We start from the raw sequence: 15803 nt of genomic DNA, 5'->3' as shown, positions 1-15803 counted from the left end.
TGCGGCCTGCGGCCTGCGGCCTGCGGCCTGCGGCCTGCGGCCTGCGGCCTGCGGCCTGCGGCCTGCGGCCTGCGGCCTGCGGCCTGCGGCCTGCGGGCGGCGGGCGGTGTGGAGGGTGCGGGGGATGGGGTCCGGGGTGGTCAGCCTCGGCCTGGGCCCGTTCGTGGGGGGTCTGGGGTCTGGGGGGTCGTGGGGGCGGTTACCGCGCCGTCGGTGTCGTCGCGGTCCGGGCGGTGGGGGCGGCCGTTGGGCCAGCCCAGGGGCAGGATCGCCTCGGCCGTGTTGACGCGGGGGAGGGCGTAGGGGTGTTCGTCGGTGAGCCAGCGGATCATGCGCTCGCGCACCGTGACCCGTACCGTCCAGATGTCGTCCGCGTCCTTCGCGGTCACCAGGGCGCGCACCTGCATGGTGTTGGGGGTGGAGTCGGTGACGGCGAGGCCGTAGTCGCGGCCGTCCCAGGCCGGGCATTCGCGCAGGATGTCGCGGAGCTGCTCGCGCATCGCCTCCACGGGCGCCGAGTGATCGACGTGGAAGAAGACGATGCCGGTCATCTGGGGGGTGCCGCGGGACCAGTTCTCGAAGGGCTTGGAAGTGAAGTACGAGACCGGCATCGTGATCCGGCGCTCGTCCCACGTGCGTACCGTCAGGAATGTCAGTGTGATCTCCTCGACGGTGCCCCACTCGCCGTCCACCACGACCGTGTCACCGAGGCGCACCATGTCGCCGAAGGCGATCTGCAGCCCGGCGAAGAGGTTCGCCAGCGTGGACTGGGCGGCGACACCGGCGACGATGCCGAGGATGCCGGCCGAGGCCAGCAGCGAGGCACCGGCCGCGCGCATCGCGGGGAAGGTGAGCAGCATCGAGGCGACGGCCACCACGGCGACGATCGCGGACACCACCCGTTGGATCAGCGTCACTTGCGTGCGCACCCGGCGGACCCGCGCCGGGTCGCGGTGGGCGTTCGCATAGCGGGTGTAGGAGGTCTCGACGATCGCCGTCGCGATGCGGATCACGAGCCACGCGGCGGACCCGATGAGGATCAGGGTCAGGGTGCGGCCGACGCCGACCCGGTGTTCCACGAGCAACTTCGCCTGGTCGTACGAGCCGCGTAGCAGGGCGGCGAACAGCACGAGCTGGAAGGGGACCCGTGCGCGGCGCAGCAGGCCCCACAGGGAGGTCTCTTGGTGTCGGGCGTCGGCCTTGCGCAGTACGCGGTCCACGGCCCACCCGATGAGCAGCGTGAGCACGACCGAGCCACCGACGACGATCAGGGGACGCAGTACGTTCTCCATGCCTGAGACCGTAACCGGCTCGGGGCCGCTCTGAACATGTCGCCCCGGTCCCTGGGCCTCGACCCGGTGTTGTCAGTCCTGGCTGGCACCATGGGGCGCATGAACATCATGCTCTTTCACTCGACCTACGGGCCCCGGCCCGCGGTGCGCGCGGCGGCCGACCGGCTGCGTGCCGCGGGGCACGAGGTGTGGACCCCGGACCTCTTCGAGGGACGCACCTTCGAGACCGTGGAGGAGGGCATGGCCTTCAACGACGGGATCGGCAAGGAGGAGCTGCTCAGACGAGCCGTCCTGGCCGCCGCTCCCTACTCCGAGCGCGGCCTGGTGTACGCGGGATTCTCGCTCGGCGCCTCCATCGCGCAGACCCTGGCGCTCGGCGACGAGAAGGCCCGTGGGCTGCTGCTTCTGCACGGCACGTCGGACATCGCCGAGAGCGCGTCGGTGGACGACCTGCCGGTCCAGCTGCACGTCGCGGAGCCGGACCCGTTCGAGACGGACGACTGGCTGAGCGCCTGGTACCTGCAGATGGGCAAAGCGGGCGCCGACGTGGAGATCTACCGGTACGCGGGCGCCGGGCACCTCTACACCGACCCCGACCTGCCCGACTACGACGAGGAGGCCGCCGAGGCCACCTGGCGGGTGGCGCTCGGCTTCCTCGACTCGCTGTAGCGGTCCGCCGCACCGGGGCGACAGACGGCCAACAGGCAGGCCCGGGCCATCTGTCGGATGACCCGGGCCTGCCTGTTCACCTTCGATCAACTGCGACTACCGGCGTTGTGGAACGTCGGGGACCCTAGCCCGGGAAGCACTCCTTGGGAGGGTGCACCTGCGACGGGAAGTGACCGGACCACACCCAGGACGTCGGCTTGGAGTCGTAGATCCTGAACCACCGTTCCCCCGAGGGGGTCTTGGTGGTCGAGCACTGGATCCGCAGGGTCGTGCCCCGCGGCTCCGTGCGGTACCGCGTCGACGAGGAAGTGGGCTGGGCGTATATGGGAGAGCTTTCCGCCGTGGTCAGGTTGACGAACGCCGGTGCCGCTGCCGCCGTGGCTTCCTGCGCCTCGGCGGATGTGGCGGTGAGTCCGGCGAGGGCCAGGGCGGCGCCGAGCACTGCGGTCTTCGTCAGGACACTTTGGGGGGTGGCCATGTGACTCCAATCCTCATGAACTGACGGATCGTCAGTGCGACGATCCGACAATGCGTGCGACGCTATCAAGATCCTCCTGGCCACGCCCGGAATTGTCTTCTATACCGGGTCGTAGGTGCGCTCGACCTTCTGCGTGCCGGTGCGCGTGCGGTACGAACGAGCCCAGGCCGAGGTCGCGTTGGCGTTCGTGCGGTCGGACAGGACGTAGTAGTCCATCTGCGCGCGGTCGGCGGTGATGTCCAGGACGCCGTATCCGTGGCAGTCGGTGTCGACCCAGTGGACGTGCCGGTTGGCGATCCGGATGAGCGGGGCGGCGACCGCGGAGACCGTGCCCTCGGGGACCTTCACGATGTCGTCGAGGTTGTCCGAGGTCACCGAGGTGATCACGAACTCGGTGGCGGCCGACGCGGACAGCGGGTACGTCCCGGCGTCCACCGGTACGTCGTTGGCCCAGGACATGTGGATGTCGCCGGTGAGGAACACCGTGTTGCCGATCGCGTTCGAGCGCAGATGGGCGAGGAGTTCACGGCGGTCGTCGGTGTAGCCGTCCCACTGGTCGGTGTTGACGCCGATGCCGTCCTGCGGCAGGTCCAGCAGCTTGGCGAGCGGCTTGAGCAGGTCGGCGGTGAGTGAGCCGATGACGAACGGCGCGATCATCACCGAGTTGCCGACCAGCCGCCAGGTGGTGTCGGACGCCTTCAACCCGGCCTTCAGCCAGTCGAGTTGGGCGCGCCCGGTGATCGTACGGTCCGGGTCGTCGACCGAACCGCTGCCCGTGGACGCCTGCTGGGAGCGGAAGGAGCGCAGGTCCAGCAGGGACAGGTCGGCGAGCTTGCCGAAGCGCAGCCGGCGGTAGGTGGTGCCCTCGATCGCCGGGCGTACCGGCATCCACTCGAAGTAGGCCTGCTTCGCGGCGGCCTGACGTGCCGTCCAGGTTCCCTCGGCGCCCTCGGTGTGGTTGACCGCGCCGCCGGACCAGGCGTTGTCGGCGAACTCGTGGTCGTCCCAGATTGCGATGACCGGCGCCTTGAGGTGCAGAGCCTGCAGGTCCGGGTCGGTCTTGTACTTGCCGTGCCGGGTGCGGTAGTCGGCGAGCGTGATGATCTCGTTCAGGGGCGCATGCGGCCGTACGACCGTGCCGCGGGCCGCGTACTCGCCGGACTTGTACTCGTAGATGTAGTCCCCGAGATGCAGCCAGGCGTCCAGGTCGCTCCGTGCCGCGAGATGGCGGTACGACGAGAAGTAGCCGGCCTCCCAGTTGGCGCAGGTGACGACGCCGAAGCGCAGGCCGGAGACGCTCGCGTCCGCCGCCGGCGCGGTGCGGGTGCGCGCCACCGGCGAGTCGGTGCCGCCGGCCGAGAACCGGAACCAGTAGTCGGTGGCCGGCCGTAGACCACGGATGTCGGCCTTCACGGTGTGGTCGGAGGCGGCGGTCGCGGTGAGGGAGCCCTTGGAGACGACGTTCGTCAGCGCCTTGTCCGTGGCGACGATCCAGCTGACCTCGGTGTCCGGGCCGAGCCCCGAGCCGGGTATCGCCTCGGAGTCGGGCGTCACCCGGGTCCACAGCAGGACACCGTCGGGCAGCGGGTCGCCGGAGGCGACACCGTGCAGGAAGGCGGGCGCGTCCGTGGCGGCGCGAGCCGGGAGCGCGGCGGCGAGCGGGCCGGCCAGGACAGCGGTCGCCGCCGCGGCCTTGACGACCGTACGGCGGCGGGGCGAGGGAGAGTTGAGGCCCTGAGATGCCTCGGATGATCTGTATCGACTGGTCACGACCGAACAGGTTACTGATCGGTATGCGCGAGAGCGGGCGAACCTCGAAAGTTCGCCCGCTCTTCATGCGGAGGCCGGATTCCCCGTTGGCGTCAGCCCTTGAGGGCCGCGTCCACCACCTTGTCGAAGTCGGCCACCGTCAGCAGCGGGGTGCCGCCGTTGAGCTGCTTGCCGTCCATGACGAAGCCCGGAGTGCCGGTCACGCCCTCCTTGTTGTCGTCGAAGGTCTTCGACATGGCCATCGCCCAGGCGTCGTAGGTGCCCTTCTTCACCGCGTTCTGGAACGCGGTGTTGCCCTTCAGCGCGGTAACGGTGTCGGCGACCTTGAGGAGGTAGGCGTCGTCCTTGAACTTGTCGGTCGTCTCGTCCGGGTGCCACTTCGTCGAGTACAGCGCGGTCTTGTACTCGAGGAACGCCTCGGGGCTGACGTTCAGCGCGGCGCCCAGGGCGCTCAGCGCGTTCTTGGAGCCCTGGCCGTTGTCCTTGTTGTCGATGAACGTGGCGCCGACGTACTGGAACTTGAACTTGCCGTCGTCGATGTCCTTCTTCACGGTCGAGCCGACGGTCTGCTCGAACTGGGCACAGACCGGGCAGCGCGGGTCCTCGTAGATCTTGAGGGTCTTCTTGGCGGTGCTCTTGCCGATGACGACGGTGGTGCCCTTGGTGCCTGTGGTGTTGGCCGGGGCGACGACCTTGGCGTCCTTCAGGCCCGCCCAGTAGCTCGGCTTGTTGTTCTGTACGACCGCGTAGCCGACGCCGCCGGCTATCGCGAGGACGGCGACGATGGAGCCGGCCACGATGGCCTGGCGCTTGACCTTGTTGCGCTTGGCCTGACGCTCGCGCTCAAGGCGCAGCTTCTCCCGGGCCGCCGTCTTCGCCGCCTGGCTGTTCCGCTTGCTCATGTTGGTGATCTCCATGGGGGACGCGCACACGTCGTACGCGGATACGTATGGGGGACTGCTGGTGCTCAAGGGCTGTCGCGCAGAAGCGATGGCTCAGGCGAAAGCGGCCGAGAGCGGCGGTCCACGCCGTCCCAGGGAGTGCACGAACAGGCGGGTGCGGGCGCCCGCGCTCCGGCGCGCGGGGCGCGGCAGCCGGCGTACCGGGGCGAGCCGTACGGTCACGGCGGCGACCGCGATCAGCAGGGGCCGGAAGGTGGCCGCGGCCACTGCGCGCAGCAGCTGGTCCAGGGCGCGGTCGCCGCGGCGCAGCCAGGCGGCCGCGAGCAGCCCCACCGTGACATGGGCGGCGAGCAGCAGCCAGGCGGCGGCCGGGTCGGTCTGCGCGAGCAGCGCGGCGGCACGGCCGCCGCTGCCGCCGGTCACATGGGCCAGCGGGGTGCCCACGCTGCCGCCGCACAGCACGTCGAATCCGACCGAGCGCAGCGGGCCCGCGACGGGGCCGCCCGCCCTGCCGTAACAGACGTGCTGGCCCGTGGTGAACACGGTGTCGGCGGTCAGCTCCAGCGGGATGAGCAGGGCGGCGATCCGGCCGAAGCCGCGCTCGCGGCCCGCCAGCGCGTACGCGATGACGAAGACGGCCGCGGCGATCGCCGCCACGGTGCCCAGCGGCAGCGGGACCCGGGACAGCAGCACGTGCGACGCGGTGGAGAGCGTCACGACGACAGCCGTGAACAGTGCCGCGCGCACGGCTCTGAGCTGGGTCCCGGGTATGTCCATAGCGGAGCCGAGTGTCCCACGTGCTCCCGTAAGGGCCCCCTAAAGGGTTCCTATGCGTTACAGGAGCGTTGTGGCTCCGCCGTCCGGGGTGCCTACAGGCCCGGGATCCGGCCGTTGCGGAACAGGTCGACGAAGATCTGGTGGTCGGCACGCGCGCGTGCGCCGTAGCTGTGCGCGAAGTCCACCAGGAGGCCCGCGAAGCCGTCCTCGTCGGCGGCGATCGCCGCGTCGATGGCCCGCTCGGTGGAGAACGGGACCAGCTCCGAGTGGCCGCTCTCGTCGTCGGCCGCGGCGTGCATGGTGGCCGTGGCCCGGCCGAGGTCGGCGACGACCGAGGCGATCTCCTCCGGGTCGTCGATGTCGCCCCAGTCCAGGTCCACCGCGTACGGCGAGACCTCGGCGACCAGCTGGCCGGCGCCGTCCAGCTCGGTCCAGCCCAGCCATGGGTCGGCGTGCGCCTGCAGGGCACGCTGGGAGATCACCGTGCGGTGGCCCTCGTGCTGGAAGTACTCGCGGATCGCGGAGTCCGTGATGTGCCGGGAGACGGCCGGGGTCTGGGCCTGCTTGATGTAGATCACGACATCGTTCTCCAGGGCGTCGCTGTTGCCCTCCAGAAGGATGTTGTACGAGGGCAGTCCGGCGGAGCCGATGCCGATGCCGCGGCGGCCGACGACGTCCTTCACCCGGTAGGAGTCCGGGCGGGCCAGGGAGGACTCCGGGAGCGTCTCCAGGTAGCCGTCGAAGGCCGCGAGCACCTTGTAGCGGGTGGCCGCGTCGAGCTCGATGGAGCCGCCGCCGGGCGCGAAGCGGCGCTCGAAGTCGCGGATCTCGGTCATCGAGTCGAGCAGTCCGAAGCGGGTCAGCGAGCGGGCGTCACGCAGCGCGTCCAGGAGCGGGCCCTCGGCCGTGTCCAGCGTGAAGGGCGGCACCTCGTCGCTCTTGGCACCGGTGGCCAGCGCGTGGATGCGCTCGCGGTAGGCGGCCGCGTACACCTTGACCAGCTCGCTGATCTGGTCGTCACTGAGCGCCTTCGCGTACCCGATGAGGGCCACGGAGGCGGCGAATCGCTTGAGGTCCCAGGTGAAGGGGCCGACGTACGCCTCGTCGAAGTCGTTCACGTTGAAGATCAGGCGGCCGTTGGCGTCCATGTACGTGCCGAAGTTCTCGGCGTGCAGGTCGCCGTGGATCCACACGCGGGAGGTGCGCTCGTCCAGGTAGGGTCCGCCGCGCCTCGGCCCGAACCCCATCTCCGCGGTGAGGTCGTGGTAGAAGAGGCCCGCCGTGCCCCGGTAGAACGCGAAGGCGGAGGCCGCCATCTTGCGGAACTTGACGCGGAACGCGGCCGGGTCGGCGGCCAGGAGCTCGCCGAAGGCGGTGTCGAAGACGGCGAGGATCTGCTCGCCGCGTTGCTCGGCGCTGAGCTGCGGGACCGACATCGCTGGGTGCCTCCTGGTGCAGGTGGTGCGTGACATGAGGGAAGGACGTGTCCGTCCGCCGGGACGGTTGCTTCCGTCCTGTCCCAACGGACGAAGGTACGCGGGAGTGCCCGCGTGCCGGGGACGAACGGTACGCGCGCGTGCCCCGCGCCCCGGATGAAGGTACGGGTGATCGGCCCGCCCGTCACCCGACCACCGCCCCTCATCGAGGCGCTTCGCGCCCAGTGTTCGTCTCCAGTGTCAGTGGCGCGTCATAGACTTCGACGCTGTCCCCCCAGACTGTCCGCAGCCTGTCGACGATTGTTCTCCTTGGAGGCCGAAGCCGTGTCAAAGCCGCCGTTCACGCACCTGCACGTCCATACCCAGTACTCGCTGCTGGACGGTGCCGCGCGGCTCAAGGACATGTTCAATGCCTGCAATGAGATGGGCATGACACACATCGCCATGAGTGACCATGGCAACCTCCACGGGGCGTACGACTTCTTCCACACGGCGAAGAAGGCGGGCGTCACGCCGATCATCGGCATCGAGGCGTACGTCGCCCCCGAGTCCCGGCGCAACAAGCGCAAGATCCAGTGGGGCCAGCCCCACCAGAAGCGCGACGACGTGTCCGGTTCGGGTGGTTACACGCACAAGACGATCTGGGCGGCGAACCGGACCGGCCTGCACAACCTCTTCAAGCTCTCCTCGGACGCGTACGCCGAGGGCTGGCTCCAGAAGTGGCCCCGCATGGACAAGGAGACCATCTCCCAGTGGTCCGAGGGGCTCATCGCCTCCACCGGCTGCCCCTCGGGCGAGCTCCAGACCCGCCTGCGCCTCGGCCAGTACGACGAGGCACTGAAGTCGGCCGCCGAGTACCAGGACATCTTCGGCAAGGACCGCTACTTCCTGGAGCTGATGGACCACGGCATCGAGATCGAGCGCCGGGTCCGCGACGGACTCCTGGACATCGGCAAGAAGCTCGGCATCCCGCCCCTGGTGACGAACGACTCGCACTACACGTACGCGCACGAGGCGACCGCCCACGACGCCCTGCTGTGCATCCAGACCGGCAAGAACCTCTCCGACCCGGACCGCTTCCGCTTCGACGGCACCGGCTACTACCTGAAGTCCACGGACGAGATGTACGCCGTCGACTCCTCGGACGCCTGGCAGCAGGGCTGCGCCAATACCCTCCTGGTGGCCGAGCAGATCGACACCGCAGGCATGTTCGAGGCGAAGAACCTCATGCCGAAGTTCGACATCCCCGAGGGCTACACCGAGGTCACCTGGTTCCAGGAGGAGGTGCGCCTCGGCATGGAGCGCCGCTTCCCCGGCGGCGTCCCCGAGGACCGCCAGAAGCAGGCCGAGTACGAGATGGACGTCATCATCCAGATGGGGTTCCCGGGGTACTTCCTCGTCGTCGCCGACTTCATCATGTGGGCCAAGAAGCAGGGCATCGCCGTGGGCCCGGGCCGTGGCTCGGCGGCCGGTTCGATCGTCGCGTACGCCATGGGCATCACCGACCTCGACCCGATCCCGCACGGACTGATCTTCGAGCGGTTCCTGAACCCCGAGCGCGTCTCCATGCCCGACGTCGACATCGACTTCGACGAGCGCAGGCGCGTCGAAGTGATCAGGTACGTGACCGAGAAATACGGCGCCGACAAGGTCGCCATGATCGGCACCTACGGAAAGATCAAGGCGAAGAACGCCATCAAGGACTCCGCGCGCGTCCTGGGCTACCCGTACGCCATGGGCGACCGCCTCACCAAGGCCATGCCCGCCGACGTCCTCGGCAAGGGCATCGACCTCAGCGGCATCACCGACTCCTCGCACCCGCGCTACAGCGAGGCCGGCGAGATCCGCTCGATGTACGAGAACGAGCCGGACGTGAAGAAGGTCATCGACACCGCCAAGGGCGTCGAAGGCCTGGTCCGGCAGATGGGCGTGCATGCCGCCGGCGTCATCATGTCCAGCGAGCCCATCGTCGACCACGCCCCGGTCTGGGTGCGGCACACCGACGGCGTGACCATCACGCAGTGGGACTACCCGCAGTGCGAGTCGCTCGGCCTGCTGAAGATGGACTTCCTCGGCCTGCGCAACCTGACGATCATGGACGACGCCGTCAAGATGGTGAAGTCCAACAAGGGCATCGACCTCGACCTGCTGGCGCTTCCGCTCGACGATCCGACGACCTTCGAACTGCTCCAGCGCGGCGAGACCCTCGGCGTCTTCCAGTTCGACGGCGGCCCCATGCGCTCGCTGCTGCGCCTGATGAAGCCCGACAACTTCGAAGACATCTCCGCCGTCTCGGCGCTCTACCGTCCCGGCCCGATGGGCATGGACTCGCACACGAACTACGCGCTCCGCAAGAACAAGCTGCAGGAGATCACGCCGATCCACAAGGAGCTCGAAGAGCCCCTCCAGGAGGTCCTGGCGGTCACCTACGGCCTGATCGTGTACCAGGAGCAGGTGCAGAAGGCCGCCCAGATCATCGCCGGGTACTCGCTCGGCGAGGCCGACATCCTCCGCCGCGTGATGGGCAAGAAGAAGCCCGACGAGCTGGCGAAGAACTTCACCATCTTCCAGGCCGGTGCCAAGAAGCACGGCTACAGCGACGAGGCGATCCAGGCCCTGTGGGACGTGCTGGTGCCCTTCGCCGGCTACGCCTTCAACAAGGCCCACTCGGCCGCCTACGGCCTGGTCTCGTACTGGACCGCCTACCTGAAGGCGAACTACCCCGCCGAGTACATGGCGGGCCTGCTCACCTCGGTCAAGGACGACAAGGACAAGTCCGCGATCTATCTGAACGAGTGCCGGCGCATGGGCATCAAGGTGCTGCCGCCGAACGTCAACGAGTCGGAGCAGAACTTCGCCGCCCAGGGCGACGACGTGATCCTCTTCGGGCTCTCCGCCGTCCGCAACGTCGGTACGAACGTCGTCGAGTCGATCATCAAGAGCCGCAAGGCCAAGGGGAAGTACGCCTCCTTCCCGGACTACCTCGACAAGGTCGAGGCCGTCGCCTGCAACAAGCGCACCACGGAATCGCTGATCAAGGCGGGCGCGTTCGACACGATGGGGCACACCCGCAAGGGCCTCACCGCGCAGTTCGAGCCGATGATCGACAACGTGGTGCAGGTCAAGCGCAAGGAGGCCGAGGGCCAGTTCGACCTCTTCGGTGGCATGGGCGACGAGGACACCAGCGAGCCGGGCTTCGGACTCGACGTGGAGTTCACCACCGACGAGTGGGACAAGGCCTACCTGCTCGCCCAGGAGCGGGAGATGCTCGGTCTGTACGTCTCCGACCACCCGCTCTTCGGCCTGGAGCACGTGCTGTCCGACAAGGCCGACGCGGGCATCTCCCAGCTCACCGGAGGTGAGCACGCGGACGGCGCGGTCGTCACCATCGGCGGCATCATCTCGGGCCTCCAGCGCAAGATGACCAAGCAGGGCAACGCCTGGGCGATCGCCACGGTGGAGGACCTGGCCGGTTCCATCGAGTGCATGTTCTTCCCGGCGACGTACCAGCTGGTGTCGACCCAACTCGTCGAGGACGCGGTCGTCTTCGTCAAGGGACGCCTCGACAAGCGCGAGGACGTGCCGCGGCTGGTCGCGATGGAGCTCCAGGTCCCCGACCTGTCGAACGCGGGCACCAACGCGCCCGTGATCCTCACGATCCCGGCGCTGAAGGTCACCCCGCCGATGGTGAGCCGCCTCGGCGAGATCCTCAGCCACCACAAGGGCGAGAGCGAGGTGCGCATCAGGCTCCAGGGCCCGCGCAAGACCACCGTGCTGCGGCTCGACCGGCACCGGGTGAAGCCGGACCCGGCGCTGTTCGGTGACTTGAAGGTGCTGCTGGGCCCGTCCTGCCTCGCGGGCTGACGGGATCAGCTGACAGGATCAGATGATGTACGCGAGGGGCGCATCCGTTGTCGGATGCGCCCCTCGGTGTGTGCCTGGGCTTCAACAGCCCTTACGCGTGGCCTCAGTTGTGGCCGAAGCGCTTCTGGTGCTTGCGGGCGACGTCCGCGGGGCTGCCCTGGGCCTGCGACATCGGCGTGTGAGCCTCCGTCGAGGACCGCTGCGCCTGCTCCTGCGCATGCTCGGCCTGCGAGGAGCGGTCCTGCTGGCCGCCCTGCTTGCGGTTCTTGTTCTTGGCCATGGTGATTGCCTCCTGTGGGGCCCTAGGGGTCAGGGCCGGATCCAGATTCACATTCACATAGCCTGACAAGCAGTGCATTTCGGAGAATTACCGTGCGTAATAAGGCCTGTCGGAGCGTTATCCCCCGATACGCCACGCCGAAGATCGAGTTCGGGCCGTTAACCTCCGCGCCGTCGGGCAGACTCGAAGGAAGCCCGAAGCGAATCTCCCGGAACCGGAAAGAGGGTGGACCGCGTGGACCGCTGCATCGTCCTGGTGGACGCCGGGTATCTGCTCGGGGCTGCCGCCAGTCTCCTCGCCGGGGAGCCTTCGCGATCCCGGATCACCGTCGACCACGCCGCCCTCATCCAGGGCCTGCGCGAGCGCGCCGAGTCCGACACGGAGCGGCCCCTGCTGCGCATCTACTGGTTCGACGGCGCCCCCGACCGCGTACCGCAACCGGAGCACCGCCGGCTGCGCGTGATGCCACGGGTCACGGTGCGCCTCGGCGCGCTGACCCGCAGCGACGGGCGGTGGGCGCAGAAGGGCGTCGACGCCGCCATGCACGCCGAGCTGACCGAGCTGGCCCGCAACCGCGCCTGCTCCGACGTGGTCCTGGTGACCGGCGACGGGGACCTGCTGCCGGGCATGATGGCCGCCAAGGAGCACGGCGTCGCCGTACACCTGTGGGCCGTGCAGGCCGCGGACGGCGACTACAACCAGTCCGAGGACCTGGTCGCCGAGGCCGACGAGCGCCGGGTGCTGGACCGGGCGTGGATCACCAAGGCCGTACGGGCCAAGGACCTCGGCGGGATCTGCGCGCCGCAGCCCGTGCCGCGCCCCGAGATCGCCGCGATCCTCTCCGCGCCGCTGCCCGACTCGTCGCTCGCCGGAGCGGCCGAGCGGCCCTCCGAGGCCGCGGAGCACAGCCCCGTCGCCGAGTCGCAGAACGGGGCCGAGGAGCGGGTTCCCGCCCCCAAGGGCGTGCCCACGCCGAAGGACCTGGCCGCACTGCGCGCACCGGGCGTCCAGGCCCCCCAGCACCCCGCCAGCGCGACGCTGCGGTGGTCGTCCGACAAAGGGTGGATCGAACGCCCCGGGGGCGCCACGGAGTCCACTGAGGCCGCCGCGCTGCCCACGCTCGCCCAGCTCACCTCCGCCGAGCAGCGATGGGCCGACCGCGAGGAGGACATCACCACGGTCGGCGGCGATCCCTACGAGGTGGGGCAGGTCTTCGCGCGCCGCTGGATGGAGCGGCTCACCGACCCGAGCCACCTGCAGAAGCTGTCCACGATGTACCCGCGGGTGCCGCACCGCGTGGATGGCGAGCTGCTGCGCTACGCCGCGCGCTTCGGACTGCTCGCCCACAAGGACGACCAGATCGACGAGCACGACCGGTATGCGATCAGGGCGGGGTTCTGGCGGGAGATCGATGTGCGTACGGCGGCGGAGCATGCCCCTGCCGGGGAGTAACCCGGGGGAGCGGTTGAATTCCGGGTGTGTTCTTCCGGTACGGGTGGGTGGGGGCGCTTCTTCAGCGCGCCAGACCTTTGAGACCCGGGCCAGGACGGCTCGTGGACCGACTGAGGCGAGGGCCCCGGGCGCATAACGGGGCATCGGACCCCGTAGGCTCGTCCTTCGTGAGTACGCGCACGGCACAGGCAGTCCGGAACGGGCACAGGGGCGATGTCGTGTGCTCGGTGCGCGCGCTGACCAAGACCTACCCGGCCGTCCGTGGACGCCGTGGCAGCCCCGGCACGCCCGAGGTGAGGGCCACCGACGGAGTACGGCTGGACATCCGGCGCGGCGAGATCTTCGGACTGCTCGGGCCGAACGGCGCCGGGAAGTCGACCCTCGTACGCCAGCTGACCGGGCTCATGCGGCCCGACAGCGGCAGCGTCGAGATTCTCGGACACGACATCGTGCGTCACCCCGAACGGGCGGCGCGCATCCTCGCCTACCTGGGGCAGGAGTCCACCGCCCTCGACGAGCTGACCGTGTCGCTGGCCGCGGAGACGACCGGGCGGCTGCGCGGGCTCGAACTGCGCGAGGCGCGGGCGGAGCGGGACGCCGTACTCGACGAGCTGGGCCTCACCTCGATCGCCTCCCGCCCCCTGAAGAAGCTCTCCGGCGGGCAGCGGCGGCTGGCGTGCTTCGCCGCCGCGCTGGTCGGGCGGCGGCCGCTGCTCGTCCTCGACGAGCCGACCACCGGCATGGATCCCGTGGCCCGGCGGGCCGTGTGGTCCGCCGTCGACCGGCGCCGGGCCGAGCACGGCGCCACCGTGCTGCTGGTCACCCACAACGTCATCGAGGCCGAGACCGTGCTCGACCGGGTCGCCGTCCTGGACCGGGGCCGCGTCATCGCCTGCGACACGCCGGCCGGGTTGAAGGAGCGGGTCGCGGGTGAGGTGCGGGTCGAACTCGTCTGGCGCGAGAGCGCCCCGCTGGATGTGCCCGAGGTCGCCGCGCTGCGCGCCCGCGCCGTCGAGTCGGGCCGCCGCTGGACCCTGCGGCTCGCCCCGGAGGAGGCCCGCGCGGCCGTCGCCACGGTCACCGGAGGCGCCGCGTTCGCCGCGCTCGACGACTTCACGCTGGCCACGCCGAGCCTGGAGGACGTGTACCTCGCGCTCGGCGGCAATGCGCAGGGGTTGGTGAAGGCGTGAGCGCGCGGGGTCGGGAATCCGTAGGGGAGTCTGTACGGACGGGGAGGGGCGTCGTGGGTGTGGGAGGCGGCGTGGGAAGCGGCGTCGGGAACGTCGGGAACGTCGGGAACGTCGAAATCAGGGACAGGACGGCTGCCGGAGTGAAGAGGAGCAGCTCGACGTGAGTGTCGTACCCGCTGAGGTGCTGCCGGGCAGTGCGCTGTCCATGACCGAGGACGCCGGTGACGCCGCCGAACTCGGGCCGAGGGCGCGGCTGTGGCCTTCCCTCGCCGCCATGTACCGGGCCCAGCTCTCCCGCGCGCGCGTGGCGCGGATTCCGCTGCTGTTCGTGGCCACGGTCCAGTCCGTCGGCATCATGGTCATGATGCGTGGCGTGGTGGACGGCGGGGGCGAGGCCCGGTCGATCGTGGCCGGGGCGTCCGTCCTGGTCGTCGCCTTCGTCGGGCTCAACCTGCTGGCGCAGTACTTCGGACAGCTTCGGGCCGGCGGCGGGCTCGACCACTACGCGACCCTGCCGGTGCCGCCGGCCGCTGTCGTGCTCGGTGTCGCGGGCGCGTACGCGTCCTTCACCGTGCCCGGGACCGTGGTCACCGCCGTCGTCGGCTGTGTCCTCTTCGGGCTGCCGATGGCGCATCTGTGGGTGCTCGTCGCGGTGATCCCGCTCGCCGGTGCCGCGCTCGCCGGGCTCGGGGCGGCGCTCGGACTGCTTGCGCCTCGGCCCGAACTCGCCACGCTGCTCGGACAGCTGGGGATGTCGGCGGCGCTGCTGCTCGGGGTGCTGCCGGCGGACCGGCTGCCCACGGTGGTGCAGTACGGCCGTGATCTGCTGCCCTCCACCTACGGCGTCGAGGCCTTCGCGCGGAGCTTCGGGGCGCACCCCGACTGGGCCTTCGTCGTCGGTGACCTCGCCGTCTGCGCGGGTGTGGGGGTGGCCTCGCTGGCGGTGGCGACCTGGGCGTACCGCCGGGCGGCCGTCCGGTGACGCGGCCGACAGCCGGGCCTGGCACGATGTCAGTGTGACCGCACCGCTGACTCCGCCTCCGCCGCCGCACCAACCGCCCTCCGACGACGCCCATGCCTGGCAGGCTCCGCCCGCCGGGGGCGGCGGGGGGACCGTCGGGTACGAACAGGACGGGCCCGGGATGAAGACCGAAGTGCTGGAGGCCGCCGTCGTCACGGTGGCGGTGGCGCTCGCGGGAGTGCTGCTCGGTGTGCTGTGGTGGTGGCTGGCGCCGCATGTGCCGCTGATCGCGGACGACAGCGCGGTGTATCTGAAGGACACCGAGGGTGAGCAGGCCATCGGGGTCGACGGAACGTTCACGCTGCTTGCGCTGGCGTTCGGTGCGGTCAGTGCGGTGGTGGTGTTTCTGGTGCGGCGGCGTGGGGGTGTGCCGCTCGTCGTGGCGCTGGCGGTGGGGGGTGTGCTCGGGTCGCTGCTCGCCTGGCGGATCGGGATCTGGCTCGGGCCGACGCAGAACGTGGTCGCCCACGCCAAGCATGTGGGCAAGGGGGTTACCTTCTCCGCGCCGTTGAAGCTCGGGGCGAAGGGGGCGTTGCTGGCGTGGTCGTTGGCGGCGCTGGTGGTGCACCTCGGTCTGACGGCGCTGTTCGGCCCTCGGGACCCGGACCCCTACGCGAGCCCGTATGGGCCCCCACCGGCGCCTCCGGCGGTCTGACCCGGCCTTCTCCTCGC

General features: G+C 69.9%; 13 protein-coding genes. 6 read left to right on the top strand and 7 right to left on the bottom strand.

Going from position 1 to position 15803, the window contains the following annotated elements; translation table 11 throughout:
• Positions 1-140: 140 nt before the first annotated feature.
• Complete coding sequence (locus ACFZDJ_RS01880) at positions 141-1292, bottom strand: mechanosensitive ion channel domain-containing protein (RefSeq protein WP_391055418.1); 1152 nt, start codon at positions 1290-1292, stop codon at positions 141-143.
• Positions 1293-1391: 99 nt separating this feature from the next.
• Here ACFZDJ_RS01880 and ACFZDJ_RS01875 point away from each other — a divergent pair, with 99 nt between their 5' ends.
• Positions 1392-1961 carry a dienelactone hydrolase family protein gene (locus ACFZDJ_RS01875; RefSeq protein WP_168508180.1) on the top strand — a complete coding sequence of 190 codons (570 nt, stop codon included), beginning with the start codon at positions 1392-1394 and terminating at the stop codon, positions 1959-1961.
• Positions 1962-2085: 124 nt separating this feature from the next.
• Here ACFZDJ_RS01875 and ACFZDJ_RS01870 read toward each other — a convergent pair whose 3' ends face one another.
• The 5 genes from ACFZDJ_RS01870 to ACFZDJ_RS01850 all read right to left on the bottom strand — a co-directional run bounded on the left by ACFZDJ_RS01870 (position 2086) and on the right by ACFZDJ_RS01850 (position 7324).
• The gene (locus tag ACFZDJ_RS01870) at positions 2086-2439 is read right to left on the bottom strand and encodes a hypothetical protein (protein ID WP_054231476.1); all 354 of its coding nucleotides are present in this window, start codon (positions 2437-2439) and stop codon (positions 2086-2088) included.
• 99 nt (positions 2440-2538) lie between these two features.
• Positions 2539-4209 (bottom strand): alkaline phosphatase D family protein, encoded by a 1671-nt coding sequence (locus ACFZDJ_RS01865; protein ID WP_391055415.1) that lies wholly within the window; start codon positions 4207-4209, stop codon positions 2539-2541.
• 92 nt (positions 4210-4301) lie between these two features.
• Positions 4302-5111 carry a thioredoxin domain-containing protein gene (locus tag ACFZDJ_RS01860; protein WP_391055412.1) on the bottom strand — a complete coding sequence of 270 codons (810 nt, stop codon included), beginning with the start codon at positions 5109-5111 and terminating at the stop codon, positions 4302-4304.
• Between the two features lie 93 nt (positions 5112-5204).
• Positions 5205-5888 carry a hypothetical protein gene (locus ACFZDJ_RS01855; RefSeq protein ID WP_212727558.1) on the bottom strand — a complete coding sequence of 228 codons (684 nt, stop codon included), beginning with the start codon at positions 5886-5888 and terminating at the stop codon, positions 5205-5207.
• 92 nt (positions 5889-5980) lie between these two features.
• Positions 5981-7324 carry a DUF2252 family protein gene (locus ACFZDJ_RS01850; RefSeq protein WP_391055409.1) on the bottom strand — a complete coding sequence of 448 codons (1344 nt, stop codon included), beginning with the start codon at positions 7322-7324 and terminating at the stop codon, positions 5981-5983.
• 324 nt (positions 7325-7648) lie between these two features.
• On the opposite strand from ACFZDJ_RS01850, the gene dnaE reads away from it, so the two are divergent.
• On the top strand, positions 7649-11188 hold the full coding sequence (gene dnaE, locus ACFZDJ_RS01845) for a DNA polymerase III subunit alpha (RefSeq protein ID WP_384905900.1): 3540 nt from the start codon (positions 7649-7651) through the stop codon (positions 11186-11188).
• Between the two features lie 103 nt (positions 11189-11291).
• Here the strand turns inward: dnaE and ACFZDJ_RS01840 are convergent, their stop codons facing one another.
• Positions 11292-11468, bottom strand: a complete 177-nt coding sequence (locus ACFZDJ_RS01840) for a hypothetical protein (RefSeq protein WP_390928158.1) — start codon at positions 11466-11468, stop codon at positions 11292-11294.
• A gap of 234 nt (positions 11469-11702) precedes the next feature.
• Here ACFZDJ_RS01840 and ACFZDJ_RS01835 point away from each other — a divergent pair, with 234 nt between their 5' ends.
• The 4 genes from ACFZDJ_RS01835 to ACFZDJ_RS01820 all read left to right on the top strand — a co-directional run bounded on the left by ACFZDJ_RS01835 (position 11703) and on the right by ACFZDJ_RS01820 (position 15786).
• Entirely contained in the window at positions 11703-12920 is a 1218-nt protein-coding gene (locus ACFZDJ_RS01835; RefSeq protein ID WP_099925734.1) for an NYN domain-containing protein, read from the top strand.
• A 167-nt stretch (positions 12921-13087) separates the two neighbouring features.
• Positions 13088-14110: an ATP-binding cassette domain-containing protein gene (locus ACFZDJ_RS01830; protein WP_391055406.1), complete on the top strand. Its 1023-nt coding sequence runs from the start codon at positions 13088-13090 to the stop codon at positions 14108-14110.
• A 160-nt stretch (positions 14111-14270) separates the two neighbouring features.
• Positions 14271-15092 carry an ABC transporter permease gene (locus ACFZDJ_RS01825; protein ID WP_391055403.1) on the top strand — a complete coding sequence of 274 codons (822 nt, stop codon included), beginning with the start codon at positions 14271-14273 and terminating at the stop codon, positions 15090-15092.
• A gap of 34 nt (positions 15093-15126) precedes the next feature.
• Positions 15127-15786 (top strand): AAA family ATPase, encoded by a 660-nt coding sequence (locus ACFZDJ_RS01820; protein WP_390928163.1) that lies wholly within the window; start codon positions 15127-15129, stop codon positions 15784-15786.
• The last annotated feature ends 17 nt before the right edge of the window (positions 15787-15803 follow it).

The organism is Streptomyces sp. NPDC007896 (genome assembly GCF_042959425.1).
Taxonomy (GTDB): domain Bacteria; phylum Actinomycetota; class Actinomycetes; order Streptomycetales; family Streptomycetaceae; genus Streptomyces.
The sequence above is the reverse complement of the archived record's forward strand: the minus strand, read 5'-3'. Positions and strand labels throughout refer to the sequence as shown.

What these genes read in the sequence shown, in the direction of transcription:
- ACFZDJ_RS01880 (WP_391055418.1), bottom strand. Translation starts at nt 1,292, where the DNA reads ATGGAGAACGTACTGCGTCCCCTGATCGTCGTCGGTGGCTCGGTCGTG.
- ACFZDJ_RS01875 (WP_168508180.1), top strand. Translation starts at nt 1,392, where the DNA reads ATGAACATCATGCTCTTTCACTCGACCTACGGGCCCCGGCCCGCGGTG.
- ACFZDJ_RS01870 (WP_054231476.1), bottom strand. Translation starts at nt 2,439, where the DNA reads ATGGCCACCCCCCAAAGTGTCCTGACGAAGACCGCAGTGCTCGGCGCC.
- ACFZDJ_RS01860 (WP_391055412.1), bottom strand. Translation starts at nt 5,111, where the DNA reads ATGAGCAAGCGGAACAGCCAGGCGGCGAAGACGGCGGCCCGGGAGAAG.
- ACFZDJ_RS01855 (WP_212727558.1), bottom strand. Translation starts at nt 5,888, where the DNA reads ATGGACATACCCGGGACCCAGCTCAGAGCCGTGCGCGCGGCACTGTTC.
- ACFZDJ_RS01850 (WP_391055409.1), bottom strand. Translation starts at nt 7,324, where the DNA reads ATGTCGGTCCCGCAGCTCAGCGCCGAGCAACGCGGCGAGCAGATCCTC.
- ACFZDJ_RS01840 (WP_390928158.1), bottom strand. Translation starts at nt 11,468, where the DNA reads ATGGCCAAGAACAAGAACCGCAAGCAGGGCGGCCAGCAGGACCGCTCC.